This is a genomic window from Caloranaerobacter longqiensis (assembly GCF_050286925.1).
Lineage (GTDB): Bacteria > Bacillota > Clostridia > Tissierellales > Thermohalobacteraceae > Caloranaerobacter.
The window spans coordinates 1-20275 of record NZ_JBFWFX010000008.1; the positions used below are offsets into that span (position 1 = coordinate 1).

18 protein-coding genes and 1 pseudogene are annotated in these 20275 nt (G+C 28.2%); 13 read left to right on the forward strand and 6 right to left on the reverse strand.

The window, feature by feature from the left end; genetic code table 11:
- Positions 1–315: 315 nt before the first annotated feature.
- From AB4Y15_RS08140 to AB4Y15_RS08170, 7 genes are all read left to right on the forward strand, one after another.
- Entirely contained in the window at positions 316–564 is a 249-nt protein-coding gene (locus tag AB4Y15_RS08140; RefSeq protein WP_427339612.1) for a hypothetical protein, read from the forward strand.
- 633 nt (positions 565–1197) lie between these two features.
- Entirely contained in the window at positions 1198–1356 is a 159-nt protein-coding gene (locus tag AB4Y15_RS08145; protein ID WP_427339613.1) for a hypothetical protein, read from the forward strand.
- A 604-nt stretch (positions 1357–1960) separates the two neighbouring features.
- Positions 1961–3691, forward strand: a complete 1731-nt coding sequence (locus tag AB4Y15_RS08150; protein ID WP_427339614.1) for a S8 family serine peptidase — start codon at positions 1961–1963, stop codon at positions 3689–3691.
- A gap of 142 nt (positions 3692–3833) precedes the next feature.
- Positions 3834–5417, forward strand: coding sequence for a DEAD/DEAH box helicase (locus tag AB4Y15_RS08155; RefSeq protein ID WP_427339615.1), 1584 nt, complete (start codon positions 3834–3836; stop codon positions 5415–5417).
- A 374-nt stretch (positions 5418–5791) separates the two neighbouring features.
- Positions 5792–6541, forward strand: a complete 750-nt coding sequence (locus AB4Y15_RS08160; protein ID WP_427339616.1) for a peptidylprolyl isomerase — start codon at positions 5792–5794, stop codon at positions 6539–6541.
- A 128-nt stretch (positions 6542–6669) separates the two neighbouring features.
- Entirely contained in the window at positions 6670–7212 is a 543-nt protein-coding gene (locus tag AB4Y15_RS08165) for a phosphatase PAP2 family protein (protein ID WP_427339617.1), read from the forward strand.
- A gap of 234 nt (positions 7213–7446) precedes the next feature.
- Positions 7447–8109, forward strand: a complete 663-nt coding sequence (locus tag AB4Y15_RS08170; RefSeq protein ID WP_427339619.1) for a TMEM165/GDT1 family protein — start codon at positions 7447–7449, stop codon at positions 8107–8109.
- 48 nt (positions 8110–8157) lie between these two features.
- On the opposite strand, the gene AB4Y15_RS08175 is transcribed toward AB4Y15_RS08170, so the two are convergent.
- Positions 8158–8292 (reverse strand): hypothetical protein, encoded by a 135-nt coding sequence (locus tag AB4Y15_RS08175; protein ID WP_427339621.1) that lies wholly within the window; start codon positions 8290–8292, stop codon positions 8158–8160.
- A gap of 384 nt (positions 8293–8676) precedes the next feature.
- On the opposite strand from AB4Y15_RS08175, the gene AB4Y15_RS08180 reads away from it, so the two are divergent.
- Positions 8677–9840 (forward strand): M28 family metallopeptidase, encoded by a 1164-nt coding sequence (locus tag AB4Y15_RS08180; RefSeq protein WP_427339623.1) that lies wholly within the window; start codon positions 8677–8679, stop codon positions 9838–9840.
- 38 nt (positions 9841–9878) lie between these two features.
- Here the strand turns inward: AB4Y15_RS08180 and AB4Y15_RS08185 are convergent, their stop codons facing one another.
- The 4 genes and pseudogenes from AB4Y15_RS08185 to AB4Y15_RS08200 all read right to left on the reverse strand — a co-directional run bounded on the left by AB4Y15_RS08185 (position 9879) and on the right by AB4Y15_RS08200 (position 11689).
- A complete protein-coding gene (locus AB4Y15_RS08185; RefSeq protein WP_427339775.1) occupies positions 9879–10061 on the reverse strand; it encodes a thioredoxin family protein in 183 nt (60 codons plus the stop codon).
- A gap of 65 nt (positions 10062–10126) precedes the next feature.
- Positions 10127–10366 carry a thioredoxin family protein gene (locus AB4Y15_RS08190; protein ID WP_427339625.1) on the reverse strand — a complete coding sequence of 80 codons (240 nt, stop codon included), beginning with the start codon at positions 10364–10366 and terminating at the stop codon, positions 10127–10129.
- Positions 10367–10381: 15 nt separating this feature from the next.
- Positions 10382–11326: pseudogene (locus AB4Y15_RS08195) on the reverse strand (permease).
- A gap of 39 nt (positions 11327–11365) precedes the next feature.
- Positions 11366–11689, reverse strand: a complete 324-nt coding sequence (locus tag AB4Y15_RS08200; RefSeq protein WP_427339627.1) for an ArsR/SmtB family transcription factor — start codon at positions 11687–11689, stop codon at positions 11366–11368.
- A gap of 197 nt (positions 11690–11886) precedes the next feature.
- On the opposite strand from AB4Y15_RS08200, the gene AB4Y15_RS08205 reads away from it, so the two are divergent.
- From AB4Y15_RS08205 to AB4Y15_RS08220, 4 genes are all read left to right on the forward strand, one after another.
- On the forward strand, positions 11887–12990 hold the full coding sequence (locus AB4Y15_RS08205; RefSeq protein ID WP_427339629.1) for a metallophosphoesterase family protein: 1104 nt from the start codon (positions 11887–11889) through the stop codon (positions 12988–12990).
- Positions 12990–15737 (forward strand): AAA family ATPase, encoded by a 2748-nt coding sequence (locus AB4Y15_RS08210; RefSeq protein ID WP_427339631.1) that lies wholly within the window; start codon positions 12990–12992, stop codon positions 15735–15737. Before AB4Y15_RS08205 ends, AB4Y15_RS08210 begins: the two co-directional genes overlap by 1 nt.
- A gap of 102 nt (positions 15738–15839) precedes the next feature.
- Complete coding sequence (locus AB4Y15_RS08215) at positions 15840–16526, forward strand: metallophosphoesterase (protein WP_427339633.1); 687 nt, start codon at positions 15840–15842, stop codon at positions 16524–16526.
- A gap of 119 nt (positions 16527–16645) precedes the next feature.
- Positions 16646–17197 carry a class IV adenylate cyclase gene (locus tag AB4Y15_RS08220; RefSeq protein ID WP_427339635.1) on the forward strand — a complete coding sequence of 184 codons (552 nt, stop codon included), beginning with the start codon at positions 16646–16648 and terminating at the stop codon, positions 17195–17197.
- Positions 17198–17367: 170 nt separating this feature from the next.
- Here AB4Y15_RS08220 and AB4Y15_RS08225 read toward each other — a convergent pair whose 3' ends face one another.
- Complete coding sequence (locus tag AB4Y15_RS08225) at positions 17368–19014, reverse strand: Na+/H+ antiporter NhaC family protein (protein ID WP_427339637.1); 1647 nt, start codon at positions 19012–19014, stop codon at positions 17368–17370.
- Between the two features lie 450 nt (positions 19015–19464).
- Between AB4Y15_RS08225 and AB4Y15_RS08230 the strand changes: the two genes are divergently transcribed.
- Positions 19465–20226, forward strand: coding sequence for a M48 family metallopeptidase (locus AB4Y15_RS08230; RefSeq protein WP_427339639.1), 762 nt, complete (start codon positions 19465–19467; stop codon positions 20224–20226).
- Positions 20227–20275: the final 49 nt, after the last annotated feature.

Sequence of the window (20275 nt, forward strand, 5' to 3'; positions counted from 1 at the left end):
TTATATTTGAATTTATCCACAATTTAAAGTAGTTTATAACGACTCTGGCATGTAAACATGCCAGACAAAGTTTCAATAAAATCAACATTAATTTTTTAAAATATGGGATTTTATTATAATTTCCTATGGATTATAAAAAAGGCAAAATTATTTATGTCCATTATTGGTTAGATTAATTTATTATGGAGGAAGGTTTAATTATGATGAAGCATAAACTTCAATTTGAAATTTTAAATACATTAGCAGATGATGGAGAAAATATTGTACAAATTGAACACCTGCTAGAATATTTTGATATAGAATTTTAGTAGAGAAATGATTAAAAAATGTTTAAATGAATTACTTGATAAGTCATTAATATATATAGCATATCCTAATGATAGGAGTAATGATTACTTTATTAAACTATCTTACGACAATAAAGAAGTTGAGGATTATTGGTTTGAAATGACAGAAAAAGGAACAATAAAACTGTTATTTTGCATCCTTTTGTATCCTCATCAAACATCTATTTTTAATAATTTACAACTTTTAACTGATTATCGTTATTTATTCTTTAAATAATAAAAAACATGCTTAATATTTATAGCAAAAATATAAGCAAATTAAATTTATCACTATTGTTTCCATTGCAGTTGCAATAATACCGGTATATCTAGCACCAACCGTTCAAATAAAGAACCATCTTTCAGAAGTTTTATAAATAAATTCCAAATTTTAGATGGATAACTTGTAAGGAATGTATCTATCCAACCTAGTCTGGCTGAAATTTCCCATAAAACCATACAAACAATTATTATTGCGATTTGGGTAATTCTGTAATGTAGGTAATGTGAATGAAGATATTTTTACTTAGTAATAGCTCTAAACTTAAAAACACTATATTTTCCGGTTTTTACTTAGTTCTACATATGTATTAGCATATACGATATTACTTTGAGAGGAGTATTGACAGAGATGAAGATTATATATAGGGAATTAATGAGAGGGAGCTTTTAATATAAAAAAATTGTTTGAGTAGAAGGAAATGAAAAATGTATGTAGAAATGGTATATTATTATATTTTTAGTCTAATTTATCGTTCACTTTCTGGGAGGTATTAATTTCTAGCTAAATATATTGCAATTCCAGAAAGGAGCTAGAATTACTATCATATAAATTAACAAAATCTAAAATTATGAAAGGAGTTTTAAATGTATGAATAAGGCTGAATATTACAAAATAATAACTATCATTGGCGTAGGTATTACAGTTAGTTCTATGATTAGTGTTTTAAAATTTCCACAAATACTTACTTTTGCAGTAGGAATAGGTTTAATAGCAGGAGGGATATTGGCATATAAAGGTAATATATGAATCTTATTTTAATACAAATTAAATTGTGGGTGATTTTAAATATAATTTCCGTAATGGATATAGGCAAAATGTACCTTATACAATTTATTTAAATTGAAATGCATCTATATGTATATCTTTAACAAGTTGGGTTTGAAAAGCTGCCTGGGACTTTTCACGTCAAATCCATCTTGCTCAAACAATTTTCTATAATTTCCCAAGTTAATTTAAAGGTATATTCAAAACTTTGTTAATCTATTTGCTTATTTTAGGTAAAAACTTGATGAAATATTTATAAAGACAATGTAATAGAGTTCAAAACTATTATAACGGATTGTATGATCAAAAATTATAATTAAACAGTAAAGAATAAATCATATAGGACTAAAGTATTATTTTTAGGACAAATATCAAATTGAATCATAAAATGTATTTTTTTTAAATATATAGTATTAATATAAGAGTAAACAAGTTTAATATGAAATCAATTTTTTAAACGATATACTATATATAGTTTAAATCCCCTAATAAATGCAAATATTTTTAGAAGGGGTTGATTCCAATGTATATTTATATTAATAAATGAATTAAAGAGTATTTTATATATTAAAAGAGAGGAGTTTGAATGAAAGGTATGTTTAGAAATAAAAAAATAGTTTCAATATTATTATTTATTATTATGTTAATTTCAATTACTGGCTATGGATTTGCATTTACTGAAAAAAATAAGGGTGAAAAACCAAAAATAAAAGTACCGCAAAAGGAAATTATTAAAATTTATGACTCAAACAAAGATAAATTATTTGAAAATTTATCTAAAAAAATGGATAAAGTTGCAGATAACGAAGAAATTCCAGTTATAGTTGTATTCAAAGAAAAATTAAATTTTAAGAAAAAAAATAGTATAAAGAAACTAATAGGTAATTATATAACAAAACATGAATATAAAAATATACCTGCAATAGCTATGAAATTGAAAAAAAGCCAAATTGATAGATTATCTAAGTTAGATATAGTTGACCATATTGAATATGATGAACTTGTTAAAACTTCTATGGATACAGCAAATTACTGGTTTGGTGCAGAAAAAGCTAGAAATGATTTTTATGTAAATGGAGATAGAGATGGAAATATATACAACTATACTAAGGATGATGTCGTTGTAGCAGTAATTGATACTGGTATAGATGGAAATCATGTTGATTTAGATGGCGGAAAGATAATAGGGTGGAAAGATTTTGTAAATAATCAGTCATCACCTTATGACGATAATGGACATGGTACTCATGTAGCTGGAATAATTGCCGGCGAAGGAGATGGAAATCCTAACTATACAGGTGTTGCAAAAGGGGCTGCTTTAGTAGGGGTTAAGGTTTTAGACAGACGAGGTAGTGGTTCAATGAGTGATGTAACAGCAGCTATAGATTGGTGTGTTACAAATAAAAATGTTTATGGTATAGATGTAATCAATTTAAGTTTGGGAACTAGTGGAAGTTCTGATGGTACAGATTCAACTTCATTAGCTGTAAATAATGCAGTTAATAATGGTATTGTTGTTGTAGTAGCAGCAGGAAATGAAGGACCTAATAAATATACAATAGGTTCACCAGGTGCAGCTGAAAAAGCTATTACAGTAGCAGCGATGGCAGATGTTGGAGAAAATGGATTTAGTCTAGTTGATTTTTCAAGCAGAGGACCTACTGCTGATGAGAGGATAAAGCCAGATATTGCATCACCTGGATATAACATAACTGCTCCAAAAGCAAATACAACAAATGGTTATGTAACATATAGTGGAACAAGTATGGCAACTCCTTTTACAGCAGGAATAGTAGCTTTGATGTTAGATGCAAATCCTAATTTAACACCTACTCAAGTTAAAGAGATATTAGCTTCTACAGCTCATGATTGGGGTCCATATGGAAAAGATATAGAATATGGAAATGGCAGACTTGATGGATATGAAGCTATAAAACAAGCAGGTGGTTATAGTGGTAATAACATATCTTTGCTAGATTACATGAATGCAACAGGAAGTTTATCAAAAACTGGAGCATCCGATATTTGGGAGTTTACAGTAGATGATACAAACTATCCTATAGCTATAACTTTAATAATGCCTGATTGGACATCCTGGTTATGGGGAGGGACACCTGATTTTGACATTTATTTGTATGATTCTAATGGAAATACTGTAGCTTCTTCAACTGGAGCAAAAAGACAGGAGAATATTAACTTTGTACCTTCAAGCACAGGCACATATAGAATAAAAGTGTATTCATATTCAGGTAGTGGAAAGTATTTCTTTGATTTGAGTGCAAGTGGGCATAACTTAGTATTAAAACAAGATCAGTAAAAAATCAAATTAACCTGTTTTAAACAAACTCCCTCTGATTAAAAATCAGAGGGAGTTTTAATTAAAAATGAAAAAAAGATTGCTTTTTGCACATACTAAGTGTATACTAGTTAAGTTAACTAAATATGGAGTGAGGTAAAATATGATAAAAATAGAATTTAAAGATTTAAAGATATCAAAGGAAATATTAAGAGCAATTGAAGATATGGGTTTTGAAGAGCCATCTCCAATCCAAGCAAAAGCTATTCCTTTATTAATGGAAGGGAAGGATGTGATTGGGCAAGCTCAGACTGGTACAGGTAAAACAGCAGCTTTTGGAATTCCTGTTTTAGAGAAGATAAAACCAGAAAGCAAGAAATTACAAGCTTTAATTTTATGTCCAACAAGAGAGCTAGCTATACAAGTTTCAGAAGAATTAAGAAGACTTTCAAAGTATAAAAATGATATTAAAATATTACCTATTTATGGTGGGCAGCCTATAGAGCGACAAATTAAGGCTTTAAAAAAAGGTGTGCATATTGTAGTAGGTACTCCTGGTCGTATTATGGATCATATGCGTCGTAGTACTTTGAAAATGGATAATATTAAGATTGTAATACTAGATGAAGCAGATGAAATGTTAGATATGGGGTTTAGAGATGATATAGAGACAATACTAAAAGAAGTGCCTAAAGAAAGGCAAACAGTAATGTTTTCGGCTACGATGCCAAAACCTATTCTTGAGCTAACAAAAAAATATCAAAAGAATCCACAATTAGTTAAGGTGGTACATAAACAGCTTACAGTTCCAAATATTGAACAAATATATTTTGAAGTGAAAGAGAAAACAAAATTAGAAGTTTTATCCCGCTTAATTGATATGTATAACCCTAAACTTTCTTTGGTTTTCTGTAATACGAAAAAGCGAGTAGATGAACTAGTTTCACAGCTTCAAGGAAGGGGTTATTTTGCAGACGGTCTTCATGGAGATATGAAGCAATCTCAACGAGATAGAGTAATGTCTAAATTTAGAAATGGTACAATAGAGATTTTGGTGGCAACTGATGTGGCAGCCAGAGGTATTGATGTTGACGATGTTGAAGCTGTATTCAACTATGATTTGCCAAGAGATGAAGAATATTATGTACACAGAATAGGAAGAACCGGGCGTGCTGGTAAATCAGGTCGAGCTTTTAACTTCGTAGTAGGTAAAGAGATTTACAAACTAAAAGAAATACAGAAATATACAAAAACTAAGATTGTACGACATGATATTCCTACTATTAATGATGTAGAAGAAATTAGAACTAATTTGTTCTTAGAAAAAGTAAAAGCTGTTTTGGAAGAAGGACATATGACTAGGTATATCAAATATATTGAAAGATTACTAGAAGAAGACTATACTTCTATAGATATAGCAGCAGCTTTGCTTAAAATGGCTATTGGAGAACAAAGTAAAGAAGAACTTGAACTCAATAATGAGTTTGAGAATACAGGTGCAGAGCCAGGAATGGTAAGGCTATTTATAAATGTAGGTAAAAAGCATAAAGTAAAAGCTAAGGATATTGTAGGTGCAATTGCTGGTGAAACAGGGCTTTCAGGTAAACTGATTGGAATAATCGATGTTTTTGATAGATATACTTTTGTGGAAGTACCAAAGGAATATGCAAAAGAAGTGTTAATGATTATGAAAAATAATAAAATAAAGGGAAAAAGGATTAATATTGAACCTGCTAATTCAAGATAGATAAATCGTGGAATTTAAAAATAAACTACGAAAAGAGCCTAAGGAGGCTCTTTTTGTAATGGAGAATTTATATTAAATATAGTTTGCACATAATACAATGCTTTAGCATCTGTAGTTGCAGCAATTACATAGAATAACTACTAATAGTAGGAAGAAGAATAATAATTCAGTACCTTGACCATCCATTATTTGTGCAAATAAGCTTTTACCTTCAGCCATTTGAAAGACCTCCTTAACTAAAAATATTATGTTGTAAATATTTCCTAATATAAAATATGTTAATTAAATATTTTTGTGAATAAAATAAATTTTGGACATGACATCTTTTTTGTGTTATTATAGCAGTATATTTTAATGCAAAGGAGAGTTTATTAATGAAAGAAAGTAGAGTTTTAGCAACTGTAAATGGGAAACAGATAACAGAAAAAGATGTAGATTTACTTCTTAGAAATTTAGGACCTCAAAGAGCAATGCAATTTTATTCGGAAGAAGGAAGGAAACGGTTATTAGATGAACTTATTAATCAAGAGCTAATCTATTTAGATGCTTTAGAAAGTGGATTGGATAGTGATGAAGAATTTTTAGCAGAATTGGAATATATGAAACAAAATCTATTGAAACAATTTGCAGTTAGAAAATTATTAGAAAACATATCTATTGAAGAAGAAGAGCTAGTTACTTTCTACAGTGATAATAAGGAGAAGTTTAAAAAGCCAGAAACAGTTAGGGCTAGACACATACTTGTAGATACAGAAAGCGAAGCTAATAAAATAATAGAAGAAATAAAAAGTGGTTTAAATTTTGAAGATGCAGCTAAAAGGTATTCTAAGTGTCCTTCAAAGGCAAATGGAGGAGATTTAGGATATTTTACAAGAGGTAAAATGGTTAAAGAATTTGAAAATGCTTCATTTGAACTAGAAAAAGGGCAAATGAGTGAGCCTGTAAAGACTAGTTTTGGCTATCATATAATTGAAATATTAGATAAAAAGGAAGAAGAAATCAGTCCTTTTGAAGCAGTAAAAGATCAAATCAAAAATCAGTTAATTGCAGCTAAACAAAATGAAGTTTATTTCAAAAAAGTTGAAGAATTAAGAAATATATATGAAGTAAAAGTAAATCTTTAAAAAATATCTCTAGCTTTATGCTAGAGATATTTTTTAGTAAGAAGGATAGTTGGAAAGCTGCTCATTGTATTTTTTAGTCGATTATTGTAAAATAGAATTAAGCATATTGTAATTTGAGGATGATTTTGATGAATAAAGTTATAAATTTTATTAACAGAGGAGATATAAAATTATTTTATATTATAAACGATAGGATAAAGTGTAGTTTTCTTGATAAGATTATACCTTTTATAACTAACTTAGGAGGAGCAATTTCAACTATATTAACATGTTTTATTTTAATTTATTTTGGGAATGAGCAAGTAAAAATAGTTGGTTATAAATCAATAACTGCTCTTAGTACTAGTCATATTCTGGTACACTTTTTGAAGAAAGTATTTACTAGAGAAAGACCTTTTGTTAAGCTAAAGGGGATTAATACTTTTAAAAATAAACTTTTTGATTATTCATTTCCTTCTGGACATACAACAGCAATATTTTCAATATGTGTAACTTTAGCATTAAATTTTTCGGTTTTCACAATGTTTTTTATAGCTATAGCGTTTGTCGTAGGTTTATCTAGAGTTTATATTGGAGTACATTATCCATCAGATGTTTTAGTAGGAATGATTATAGGTACAATTTTTGCGATAACTAATAATATATTCTTAGATATGCTTATCTTCTCTTAATTTAAAAAAGTTAAATTTAGCTAAAAGGGAGTAGCTGCGAAATATTCGCAAATAGAATCAACATGCTGGTATTATATACCTGGTTCTATTTACTTTAGAATTATTCTAAAGGAGCGAGACTTTTAGCTTAGTAAAATTTCCTTTTGGAAGTTATACTAAGCTAATAGTTTCGCTTTTTTCTTGGATAAAAAATATTAAATATACAATTAATAAATATAAGAGGAGGTAATGAATATGATAACAGAATTTATAAGAGCTTTGTTTTTAATTTTTATGGCTGAGATGGGTGATAAAACACAGATATTAGCAATGTCATTTGCTACACAGTTTAGTGTTAAAAGTGTGTTATTTGGCGTGTTTATAGGTTCATTTTTAAATCATGGTTTAGCAGTAATATTAGGTACATGTCTATCTAGTATAATACCGGTAAATTTTATTCAAGTTTTAGCAGGGTTTTTATTTATAGGATTTGCATTATGGACTTTATATGATGAAGATGAAGAAAATGAAAGTGGTAGAAAAAGCAGGTTTGGGCCTGTTTTAACTGTGGCTTTAGCGTTTTTTATTGGTGAATTAGGAGACAAGACACAACTTACAGCTATTACTTTATCAATAGATGCAAGATATCCATTTTTTATATTGTTAGGAACAGTAACTGGTATGGTTTTAACTAGTGTATTAGGAATTTATGTTGGTAGCAAATTAGCAGATAAAATTTCAGAATTCACATTAAGAATAGTTTCAGCAGCTATTTTCATGTTTTTTGGAGTATCAAAATTATATTCAACATTACCTAAAAATTTCTTAACTCTGTCCAATGTTTTGATATTTATATTATTAATAGCAACTAGTACATATATGATTTTGAAAAAATCTTTAAGAAAAAGGAAAAATTGAGGGATGTTTTGTCCCTCAATAATATAAAATTTTTTCAAGCCAAATTTTTTATCTTTTATTTAAACATCCAAAACCGCGGAAACAGCAAAAGAAAATGAAAAATATGAAAAAGAAACCTCCTCCAAAGAAAAATTGGCTTTTAGGTTTTGAGCTTTCTACTACAGAAACACCATTATTATCCATATATAAACCTCCCCGTATCGGATATTTACTATCCTTCTCAATACATAATATGAGGAGATTTTGATTATGTTACTATTTTTAATTTAGACTGTTGACAAACTTATATTTTTTTATTTGTGAAAATGAAGGCGAATGCTTGAAAGAATTTAGTTTTTTTTAAAATTCGTCCGCATGAGCGTCATTTTCATAAAATATTTTTTTGTCAATAGTCTGAATTAAAGCTATTGAGCAGGATAAAAAAATAGATTGTCGAATATGAAAAGTGTAATAGTTGTGGAATAAAGTCTTAGATTTAAAAAATATTATAAGGAAGATTCTGCCTAATCACTTATAATTTAATGCGAGATATAATTTTCTATGAATTATAAAAGGGGGAAGGGATTTATGTATAGTTATAATTATTTAAAAAAATTATGCAAATTTCCACATCGTGGTAGCTGCTCTGATAATGAGAGTAAAGCTGGAGAATATATCTATGAAGAAATGAAAAAGCTTGGATTTAAAAATGTTATTTTGCAAAGATTTAAATCACCAAAGGATTGTATGTACATATTTCCTGTACAATTCGGAGTTCTTATAATTTTAGCAGGCATAATGTTATTATTACAAGTTAATCCATTATATTTATCTATATTTTTAATCCTTCCTATACTTATGATTTATTTAGAAGTTACAGGTTCATTAAGAGAAATTAATTTCTTTCCTAAATATGATTCTCAGAATATAATTGTTTTTGATGAGTTCAAGAAAGGAAGGCCGACTATAATTATATCAGGTCATTATGATACACAAAAAGGAAGTTTATTGTTTGCTCCTAGTTTCCAAAGATATATACAAACATATTTTAATTTTTCATATTTAAGCTTTGCACTTATAATAGTTTCGGTTATTGTTAGTAATTTCAGAGTAAGTCCAACTATTTATATCTTAGATACAATAGGGATTGTTCTATCTTTATTATCTATTATTTTTCTCATATATTCAAATGCGACTGGTAAATACATAAATGGAGCAAATGATAACGGGACAGGAACATCCTTAACTATGGCTTTAGCCAAGCATTTTAAAAATGGAGAGTTTAGTGATTATAAAGATGTTAATTTTATATTTTTATTAACTGGTTGTGAAGAAGTCGGTTCAAAGGGTATGAAAGCATTTTTAAGAGAATACAAAGATAAATTAGATAAAGATAATACGTATTTTGTTGTTATTGACAATATAGGTAGTGGGAAGATTACTTATCTAGAAGGGGAAGGGATGATAGTATTTAAAGAATATAATAAGCAGCTAAAGCATATAGCGAATAAGTTAAAAGATTTATATGATATACAGAAATTCAAAAATTTATTATTGCCTACTGATTCGCTTCCTGTACTGAATCAAGGATTTAATACTATTAGTTTCTTAGGAAAAGATAAGTGTGGTAATATGGAAAATTATCATTGGCACACAGATACCATTGATAAAATTGAAAAAGAACATATGGATTATTGTGAAAGGTTTTTTATTGATTATATCAATTTAATACTTAAAGAAATAATAAGGTAAAAAGGGCAAGAATAATCTTGCCCCTTAGTACCAGGTATTTATATATTCTTAAGTACTTCAACTACTTCATCAACAGTAGGAATTTTGCCTTCAATTTTAATTTCGCCATTTATCATTAAAGCAGGTGGGTTAGTAACACCAGCTTTAGCTATTTCAGGCAAGTCGCTTATTAAATCAAAATCATAATTAAGACCTAATTTGTCTAATGCCGCATCAACGATGGGCCCTAATTTACTACCACCTCAACAAACCATTTCAAATATTTTAATATCCATATTCATACCTCCTATAAATATTTTTGAATAAAGTCTTTAATTTCGTTTTTAGATGGTACTCTACCAGATACTATGACTTTTTCGTCTATTACAAGTCCTGGAGTTTTCATAATTCCATAACTTAATATATCTTTAAATTCAGTTACTTTTTTTATTTCTGCTTTTATGCCTAATTCATTTACTACTTCATTAGTTAAATTATATAATTTTTCACAATTTTTGCAGCCAGCCCCTAATATTTTAATAACCATGTCTTCACCCCCGTTTTATAATATTATATTAAACAAATAACCTACTAATATTATAGAAATCCCTGTAATAGCTACAAAAATAGCAATTAATTTAGTTTTTATAACTTTCTTTAATAATATCATTTCTGGTAAAGATAGTGCAACCACAGACATCATAAAGGATAGAGCTGTACCCACTCCAACTCCTTTATTTATAAGTGCTTCAACTATAGGAATAGTACCGACAGCATTTGAATAAAGAGGTATTCCTAAAACTACAGCTACAAATACAGCAAATGGATTATTAGGTCCAGCATATTTTACTAATAGATCAGAAGGTGCATAACCATGTATAGCAGCTCCTATACCAATACCTATTAATATAAAAATCCAAACTCTTTTAACAATGTCTTTTACAGCATTTAATGAGAAAATAATTCTTGATTTAAAATTCATTTCTTCAATTTCAGCTTCACCCATATGAATTTGATAAACATATTCTTCTACTAAATGCTCTAAATGCAATTTTTCAATAATTATACCAGCTATTACACCTATAATCATACCTGCTATAGTATAAATAGCAGCTATTTTAACACCGAAAGAAATAAATAAAAATCCTAGAGCTATTTCATTAACGATAGGTGAAGTTACTAAGAAAGTAAAAGTAACACCTAGTGGAATCCCCGATTCCACAAATCCGATAAAAATCGGAACTGTACTGCAGCTTCAGAATGGAGATAATACACCTAATACAGAAGCTATAATGTGTGCCCAAACACCATTAAATTTTGATAAAACTTTCTTTACTTTTTCTGGTGGAAAAAAACTTCTAATAAAAGATATAACAAATATCATGAAACTTAATAAAATTATAATTTTTAAGCTATCATATATGAAAAAATTTACTGCATCAGCAAAAGAATTACCAGCTTTTAAAGCTATCCCCAATTTGCTTAGTAGCCAGTTGGTAAAATTCACTATATAAGGTGTAATGGCATCGGCTAAAAACTTTAGCAACTATATTCCTCCCTTCTTTAAGTGCTCCTGTGTTTCATTAAGTTGTCTTATTAATATTGCTCTAATTTTATTTATAATATCAAAGACTTCTGTATCTTTGACTTTATACATTATTTTTGAACCATCTCTTCTACTTACTAAAATACCTTGATCTTTTAAAATTCTTAAATGTTGTGAAACATTCGACTGTTCTAAGTCTAAAGCTTCAAAAATTTTACATACGCATAATTCATCTTCTTTTAGAATATCAAGAATTTTTAGTCTTGTAGGATGAGAGAGTGCCTTTAAATAAGAGGCTGTAAGTTTAAATACTATTTCATTCATAGTAGTCACACCTTTCTTAAAACTTTTATCAATAAGCAAATTATAATATTAGAAAATTCTAATATACTTAATTAAATTATATACTTCAATGAATTAAAATGCAATAGTTATTATCTATATTAGGGTAAGTTTTTTCATTGTATGCAGGAAAAGAGGAATCTTTTGGCGAATATATGTTCTATTGTGGAGGTGTTAATTTGAAAATAAGATGCATACATACAGGTGATTTACATATAGGAATGGAATTTAAAAATGCTAGTTTTGATAGAGAATATGCACATAAGAGAAGAATGGAAATATGGGAAACATTTAATAAAATAATAGATAGAGCGAAAGAAACAGAAACAGATATATTGCTAATTGCTGGAGACTTGTTTGAAGAAGATTACTGTAGCCTAGGAGACATTAAGAGAATAAATTTAAGATTTAAGGATATTAAGAATACTAAAGTTGTAATTTCAACAGGGAACCATGATATTTTAGGGAAAAGGTCATTATATAAATTGATTGAATGGTCAGAAAATGTATATATCTTTGATACAGGAAAAATTAATAAAATTGAATTCAAAGGTCTAAATACAGTGGTCTGGGGGCTAAGTTGGGATAGGAAGGAAATAAGAGAAAACCTATTGAAAGATTTCAGTATTGATAATAGAGAGTTAATAAATATTTTACTAATTCATGGCGATGTTCTTAATAAAAACTCTGAATATTTACCTTTGGATAAAGAAGATTTAATAAAGTCAGGATTTGATTATATAGCCTTAGGTCATATACACAAACCGCAGATTATAGATAATGCGATTTATTATTGTGGCAGTCCAGAACCTTTAGATTTTGGTGAAACGGGAGAACATGGAATAATAGAGGGTTTTATTTCAAAAGAAAATGTAGATATGAAGTTTATTCCATTTAGTAAAAGAAATTTTATTATAAAAACTTTAGAAATTAAAGAGACTATGGGCTTGACTGAAATAATAAAAAGAATAGTAGATGTAGATGATAAAGAGAGTAGAAAAAAGAATATGTATAGAGTAATATTAAAAGGTATAAGAGATAGACATATTAATATTGATTTATATGAAATAAAGGAGAATCTAAAGAATGAATTTTTTTATTTAGAAATAATAGATAAAACAAATCCAGATTATGATATTGATAGAATATACAAAGAAAACAAGGATAATATTATTGGGTATTTTATTGAAAGTATGAAAAGAGAAGGATTAGAAAATAAAATAGTTAAAGAGGCACTATATGTAGGACTTGAAGCGTTACTTGATGAGAAGGTGAAGATTTAATGATTATTCGTGAGCTTATACTAAATTCGTTCGGAAAGTTTAAAAATAAAAGTATAACTTTTACTGAAGGTATAAATATAGTATTTGGTAAAAATGAATCTGGTAAGACAACTATCCATAAATTTATTGAAGGTATGTTTTATGGTTTTTTTAAGCCATATACAAAGAGAAAAAATTATACAGAGGATTATAATAAGTATTTCCCTTGGAATGATAGTGAGTTTTCTGGAATTTTAAAATATTCATGTGATGGAGTGTTTTATCGAATAGAAAGGAATTTTTTAAAAGGGAAAGAAGATGTAAAAATTTTTGATGATGAAACAGGTGAGGACTTATCTCATTTATTTGAGTATGATAATGTAAAAAGGCTTTATATTCCTGCATCATTACATATTGGACTTAATAATGTTGTTTACAACAATACTATAAGCATTAATCAAATGCAGAATAAAACAGATAAGCATTTGGCTAAAGAAATAAAAGATTCTCTTATAAACTTAGGTGGGAGTCTTGATGAAGATATTTCAGTTAAAAAAGTAATCGATAAATTAGATAAAAAAATAAATGATATAGGGACTAAAGCAAGAGTAAAAACATCACCTTATGGTAAGCTTGTAGAAGAATTAGATAGATTATATAAAGAAAGAAAAAAGGCAGAAAGTGTTTTAGAAGAAATAAGACAGCATCAAATTCAGTTAAATTCTATTAAAGAAGAGATTGAAAAGCTCATATCAAATAAAGAAGAGCTTGAAAATGATATTGAAAAAGTAAAAACATATAAAGCAAGAGAAAGATACAATGCTGCAGTTAAGCTAATTGAACAAATAAATGAGTTAAATGAAAAAATAGAAAAATTAAAAGACTACAGTATAATAAATCCTGATGATTTTACAGAAGCAGTTAAGCTAAAAAATAGTATAGAGGAAATAAATATTAGTCTAAATAAATTAGATAATAAAAAGAAAAAGCTAATAGAAGTTATCAATGATATAACAGATAAAATTGATAAATTTAGTAATTTTGCCTCTGTAAAAGACATAGATGAAATTGATAATATTTTAAGTGATTTTTTCGTTTTACAAGGCAAACGTGAAAAATTAATAGAGATTAATAATAAAATATTAGACGTTTCAAATATGAAAGAGACAATAAAAGCTACTAATATCGATGAAATGGAAAAAGATTTGTATAGAGTTGAGGAATTAGAAGATGAAAAAAGCAATATTAAATACAATAGTGAATACAGCAAACTTGGTTTTCTTAGATTAAGATTAGAGGAAAAGGAAAAACAATTAAATAAATTAAAAACATACAAAATCCTTTCGATAATAGGCATTCTACTGTCTTTACCATTAGGTTTTTATGTAAAACCAATATTTTTTATAGCGTTGTTAATACCTTTAATATTTTTTATATTTACGTTGATTAAACATAAAGAGCTAAACAGTTATTTAAATAATGTTAAAGCTAACATAGTAGATATAGAAAAGAGGGAGCAAGAGAGAAAAAATCGCATTAATATAATTGATAAAGAAATAGGGGATATATTAAATAAATACAACTTAAGCAATAAAATTGATTTAAAGAAGTTAATATCAAATAAAACAAAGGAATCAGTATCAATTAAGGATAAAGAGAACTTACTTAAAGAACTTAAGTCACAAAAGTTGATTTTAGAATCAGAAATTGAGGAATTAAGGAATATTATAGAAAGATACCTGTCTCAAATTGGTTTTGCTTATGAAATAAATCTTGATAATATCAAAAAGTTGAAAAAAGAGTTTCTAGATTATCTTGAATATAAGAAACATTTCCTTTTAGTTAATGAGGATATAAAGATAGTGAATAAGGAGATAAATGAATTGAAAAATAGAATTAAAGAATTTAGTTTACAGTTAAATGAAAAATTTGAAAAAAACAAAGTTAAAGATATAGAAGAATTTAAGGTTTCATTAGAAAAGAAAGCGGAAATTGAAAAAATTATACAGGAATTAGAAAGTAAAAAGAGTCTATTAAATAGCGTTTTAGGAGATAATAACTTGCAATATTTAAAGAAAAAGGCAGAACTAAATCTAGATTTTGATATTTCAAAAATAGAAAATAAGGATATTAAAAAGCTAGAGGAAAATGTAAAAGTACTCGTGCAGCAAATAGCAGCTAAAAAGGAACTCTCTGCTAGATTAGAAGAAAAAATAAAAGGATTAACATCGTCAGTAAGACCAATGGTCGATATAGATGAAGAGATAGATAGAAAAATGAAGCTTAAAAAATATTATGAAGAAAAACTTGAAGCTCTACAGCTAGCTAGAAATACTATAGAAAGGATATCTAGAGAAATACATAAAGATTTTGCACCTAAATTAAATAAAAAAGTAGGAGAAATAATATCAAATGTAACTCAAGGCAGATATAGAGATGTTAAAGTAACTGAAGAACTCAATATAATGGTAGTTGATCCAATAAGTAAAAGATTAGTCGATATTGAAAGTTTAAGTGGTGGAACTATAGATCAGTTATTTTTTGCTATAAGGTTTGGTATAATAGACATTATTAAAGGAGATAAAAGATTACCTTTAATATTGGATGAGTGTTTTATACAATATGATAATGACAGGCTTAAAAATATTTTAAAATTTTTAGCTAAAGAGAGTTTAAACAGACAGATTATATTGTTCACTTGTCATACAAGAGAAAAGGATATTCTTGACGAATTAAAAGTTGACTATAATTATATTGATATTAATTAATGTTAAGCATTTAAAGTATAACTTTAACTTTTACAAAACTGAGAAATTCAACGTTTATAACTTAAAGTTAAAGTTTAACATTAACTAGTTGAGGTGAATGTCGTGAGTATATATGGAATATCAGACTTGCATTTAGACTTTTCTGGTGAGAAGCCAATGGACATTTTCGGGGATAATTGGCTTGACCATGAAGTGAAAATATTTGAAAACTGGAAGCAAATTGTTAATGAAGAAGATTTGGTACTAGTGCCTGGTGATGTTAGTTGGGCTATGAAACTTGATGATGCATACATAGATTTATTAAAAATTGATCAATTACCTGGTATTAAAGTGATAACTAAGGGGAATCATGACTATTGGTGGGGTACAAAATCTAAATTGAAAGCACTAAAGTTTAATACAATTCATTTCTTACAAAATGATTATTTTTTGTATAAAAACATAGGAATTTGTGGAACTAGGGGATGGATTAGTAAAGATAATGATGAGTTTGGAGAAAAAGATGAAAAGATATTTAATAGGGAGTTAAATCGACTTAAACTTTCATTAGAATCTATCAAAGAAGATGTAAAAGAAATTATTGTAATGCTTCATTACCCACCTTTTAATATTGATGGAAGCCCTAATGAATTTGTTGAAATAATGAATCATTATAATGTATCTACTTGTGTGTATGGACATTTGCATGGAGAAGGGCATAAGTTTGCTGTTGAAGGTGAGATAGATGGTATAAAATTTCACTGCGTCTCTTGTGATTTTATGGATTTTAGGCCAAAGAGGTTATTGTAGTTTTTGAGGGGGACAAGTATGGTTTTGTAAAAAGTATAAGGAAGTTTTAGTAATAGTTTATTGGTAATTTAGGTTAGCTATAATTACTTAGAATATAGGAATTGAAAGGGTTGATTGATATGGCTAAAGAATTGGAAGTAAAGGTACTCGATATAGATAAAGATGAAATTGAAAAAAGGTTAAAGGAAATAGGAGCAGAACTTATAAGCAGAGAATATCAAATTAATACAATTTTTGATACAGAAGATAGAGTTATAAAGAATAAGCAAAATGGATATCTTAGAATCAGAGAAAAAAGAGATTTAGACAAAGGCTCGGTTAGCTATATATTTACGTTAAAGAAAAATATTTCAAAAGATGACGTTAGAGAAAATTTGGAAATAGAGACTAAAGTCGAAAATAAAGAAGCACTTGTAAAGATATTGGAGGCATTAAATTTTAAAATTGTGCATGAAGGAACTAAAGAAAGAATTAAATATAAGTATGAGGATATTACTTTTGATATAGATACTTGGGATAAGGAAACATATCCATATACATATCTTGAGATAGAAGTTAAACAAAAAGAAGATTTACAAAGAGCAATTAAACTACTTAATTTAGATGAAAGCAAAGTTACAATAAAATCTTTAGCTGAGCTTAGAATGGAATTAGGGTTAGGTGATTTGTAGTAAATTTGAAGGTAGATTTTTTTACGTTGAGTTTAATATAGTAATGTAAGAAAATTTGTGCTTAAGTGAAAATAAAAACTCCTTTCTAGTTTTGATTTTATTTGTTAATTCTTGCTGGAAAGGAGTTTTTATTAGAGTACAAATTTTTTTATACTACTGAGAAAACAGCATTATATTGAAGTAATTTCTTCCATAAACTCAGGGGCTTCTACTTCTTGTCCATAGAATTTAATTACACCATAAGCTAATGCTAATCCAACTATTAATGATATAAGAGGATTTATATTAATAATAGCTGTTGGTAAATAACCAGCTATTAACGCTATAATAGCAACTGTTATTGAATATGGTATTTGGGTTTTTACGTGATCAATATGGTCTGATGCTGATGCCATAGAACTCATTATAGTAGTATCAGATATTGGTGAACAATGATCACCAAATACTGCTCCAGTAAATACTGCACCTATTGTTGCAAATAAAATAGTTCCTGTATCTCCACCACTTAATTGATATACAAGTGGAACTGCTATAGGCATTAATATAGCTGTAGTTCCCCATGAAGTTCCTGTTGAAAATGCTATAATACATCCTAGAATAAATACCGCCGCAGGAATTATTCCTGCTGAAATTTTTCCTTCTAATACACTAACTAAATATTTTGCTGTACCTAAATCTTTACATATACTTCCAATACCCCAAGCGAGCACTAACACCATAATTGCTATTATTAAGGATTTAGCACCATCTACCCATGCTTCCATAGCTTCTTTGAAAGTTAGTATTTTTTGACCTAATACTAGTGCAAATGCTACTATCGAACCACAGAATGATGCCCACATCATCGCTACAGCCGCGTTTGAGTTACCAATTACTTGACGTAATACACTAGGAGCGAAAGGAGTTTCTTTTAATGCATTAATTAGTGCTGTATCATTTCCACTAAGTACTGCTGCTCGTCCATTTATATATAATCCTACAATTACCATAATTATAACTGTTAATACTGGAATGATAGCATTATAAGCTCTTAATGGAATATTTTCTTTGATTTCCATATCAGTAAGTTCTTTAGATGCTAATGGTATTGCTCCATCTGCTACGAGTTTACCAGTTTTTCTTGCCCTTCTTTCAGCTTTTAACATAGGTCCATAATCTTTACCAGTGATTGCAATCATTAAAACAAAACCTAACATTATAATACTATAAAATCTAAATGGAATTGACTTTACAAATGCCTCATAAGCGTTCATTTCAAATCCAATATATGCAAATGCATCTTTTAAAAGTCCTAATTCATAAGCTATCCATGTAGATATAAGTGCCATACTAGCAACTGGTGCTGCAGTTGCATCTGTTAAAAAAGATAATTTTTCTCTTGAAATACGACGTTTGTCAGTTAAAGGTCTCATAGTAGTGCCAACTAATAATGTATTAGAATAATCATCGAAGAAAATTGCAAGCCCCATAGCCCAAGTAGCTACCATGGCACTTTTAGCCGATTTTGCTTTTTTTCCTAGCCATTCGGCTATAGCTTTTGCACCACCAGATTTTGCAATTATACCAATCATACCGCCAAGGCCAATATCAAACACAATAATTCCAGCATTCCATTTACTAGCAATTGATCCAGCAATGTATGTTTCAATAGTTTTTGCAAAGCCTACAAAGATGTTACCTTTGTAGATAATAGTAGCTCCTACAAGAATAGCTGCAAATAATGATGGTAAAACCTGTTTCGTTTTAAAAGCAAGAATAATTGCTATTAAGGGTGGTAGTAATGACCAAATCCCATAATGACTTACTAAATTCTCCATAAAAACCCTCCTATCTGATTAAAATTCTATTTTATCTTTATGTATATATTCGATAAGAAAACCTTTCCTCCTTCAGAATTTTAAAAAAAATCAGAATATACAAAACAATCAAAAACTTAACTTGTTTTACCTGTTTTTTTAGGTATAAGATAGTATTTTTCGAATATGAGTTTAATAAAAGATACCTTTGCTAGACAGTTTTTTGAAAATGTTTACTAGATATCTTAAATCAACGATTAGTAATTATTGCTAATATAGAAAATAATTTTTTGATAAATAAAAATTGGGCAGCTAATGCTACCTTCTTTTTTTATAGTTTTTGGAAAGGTAGTTGTTAAATTATAAACATAAATAGATAAAATTAGAGGAATTTGCTATTAAATGTAGAATATAAAAATACTATATGCAATAGACAAAAATAGTCAAATATGACTTCAAGGAGGAGATTTAATGGAATTAAAAGTATATCCAAAAGAAAAATTTTATCTGTTTTTGATGTTTATAGTAAGTACAATAATTTATGCTGTGTTAATTTTTTCAGTAGTAGGGATTATATATTTATTAATAAGTTCTATTTTTGCATTTTTTGCACATGGGATATTTATTGGGAGTGTAAGAGGCAATAGTGTACGAGTATCTGATAACCAATTTCCAGAAGTCTATAAAATGGCAAAGGAATTATCACAGAAAATTGGGTTTAAAGAAGTACCTTCAATATATATTATGCAGTCTGGAGGTATGCTTAATGCTTTTGCAACAAAGTTTCTAGGAAGAGATTTTGTTATCATTTATTCTGATGTGCTTGAGTTGGCGTATAAAGAAGGTGAATCTGCTGTTGCGTTTATTATAGCTCACGAATTAGCACATATAAAAAGAAAGCATCTTACATGGAGAGGCTTATTATATCCTGCAATGTTAGTTCCGTTTTTAGGTTCAGCATATTCAAGGGCATGTGAATATACAAGTGATTTAATTGCTGCTCAGCTTGTACCAGATGGAGCTATACAGGGACTTACAGTATTAGCAACAGGGAAAAGATTATATCAGAAATTGAATATATTAGAAGTAATAAATCAATCGGAAGAAGAAAGCGGATTTTGGATTTGGTTATCTGAAAAATTTTCAAATCATCCTAATCTGATTAAACGAATAAATAGAGTATATTATGAAACAAAAGTTGTAATAGATTCAAAAGGATATCAGATGCAGTAAAATAATAAGATTGAAATATAGATAAAAAGGTATTGAGAGGAGGGATGAA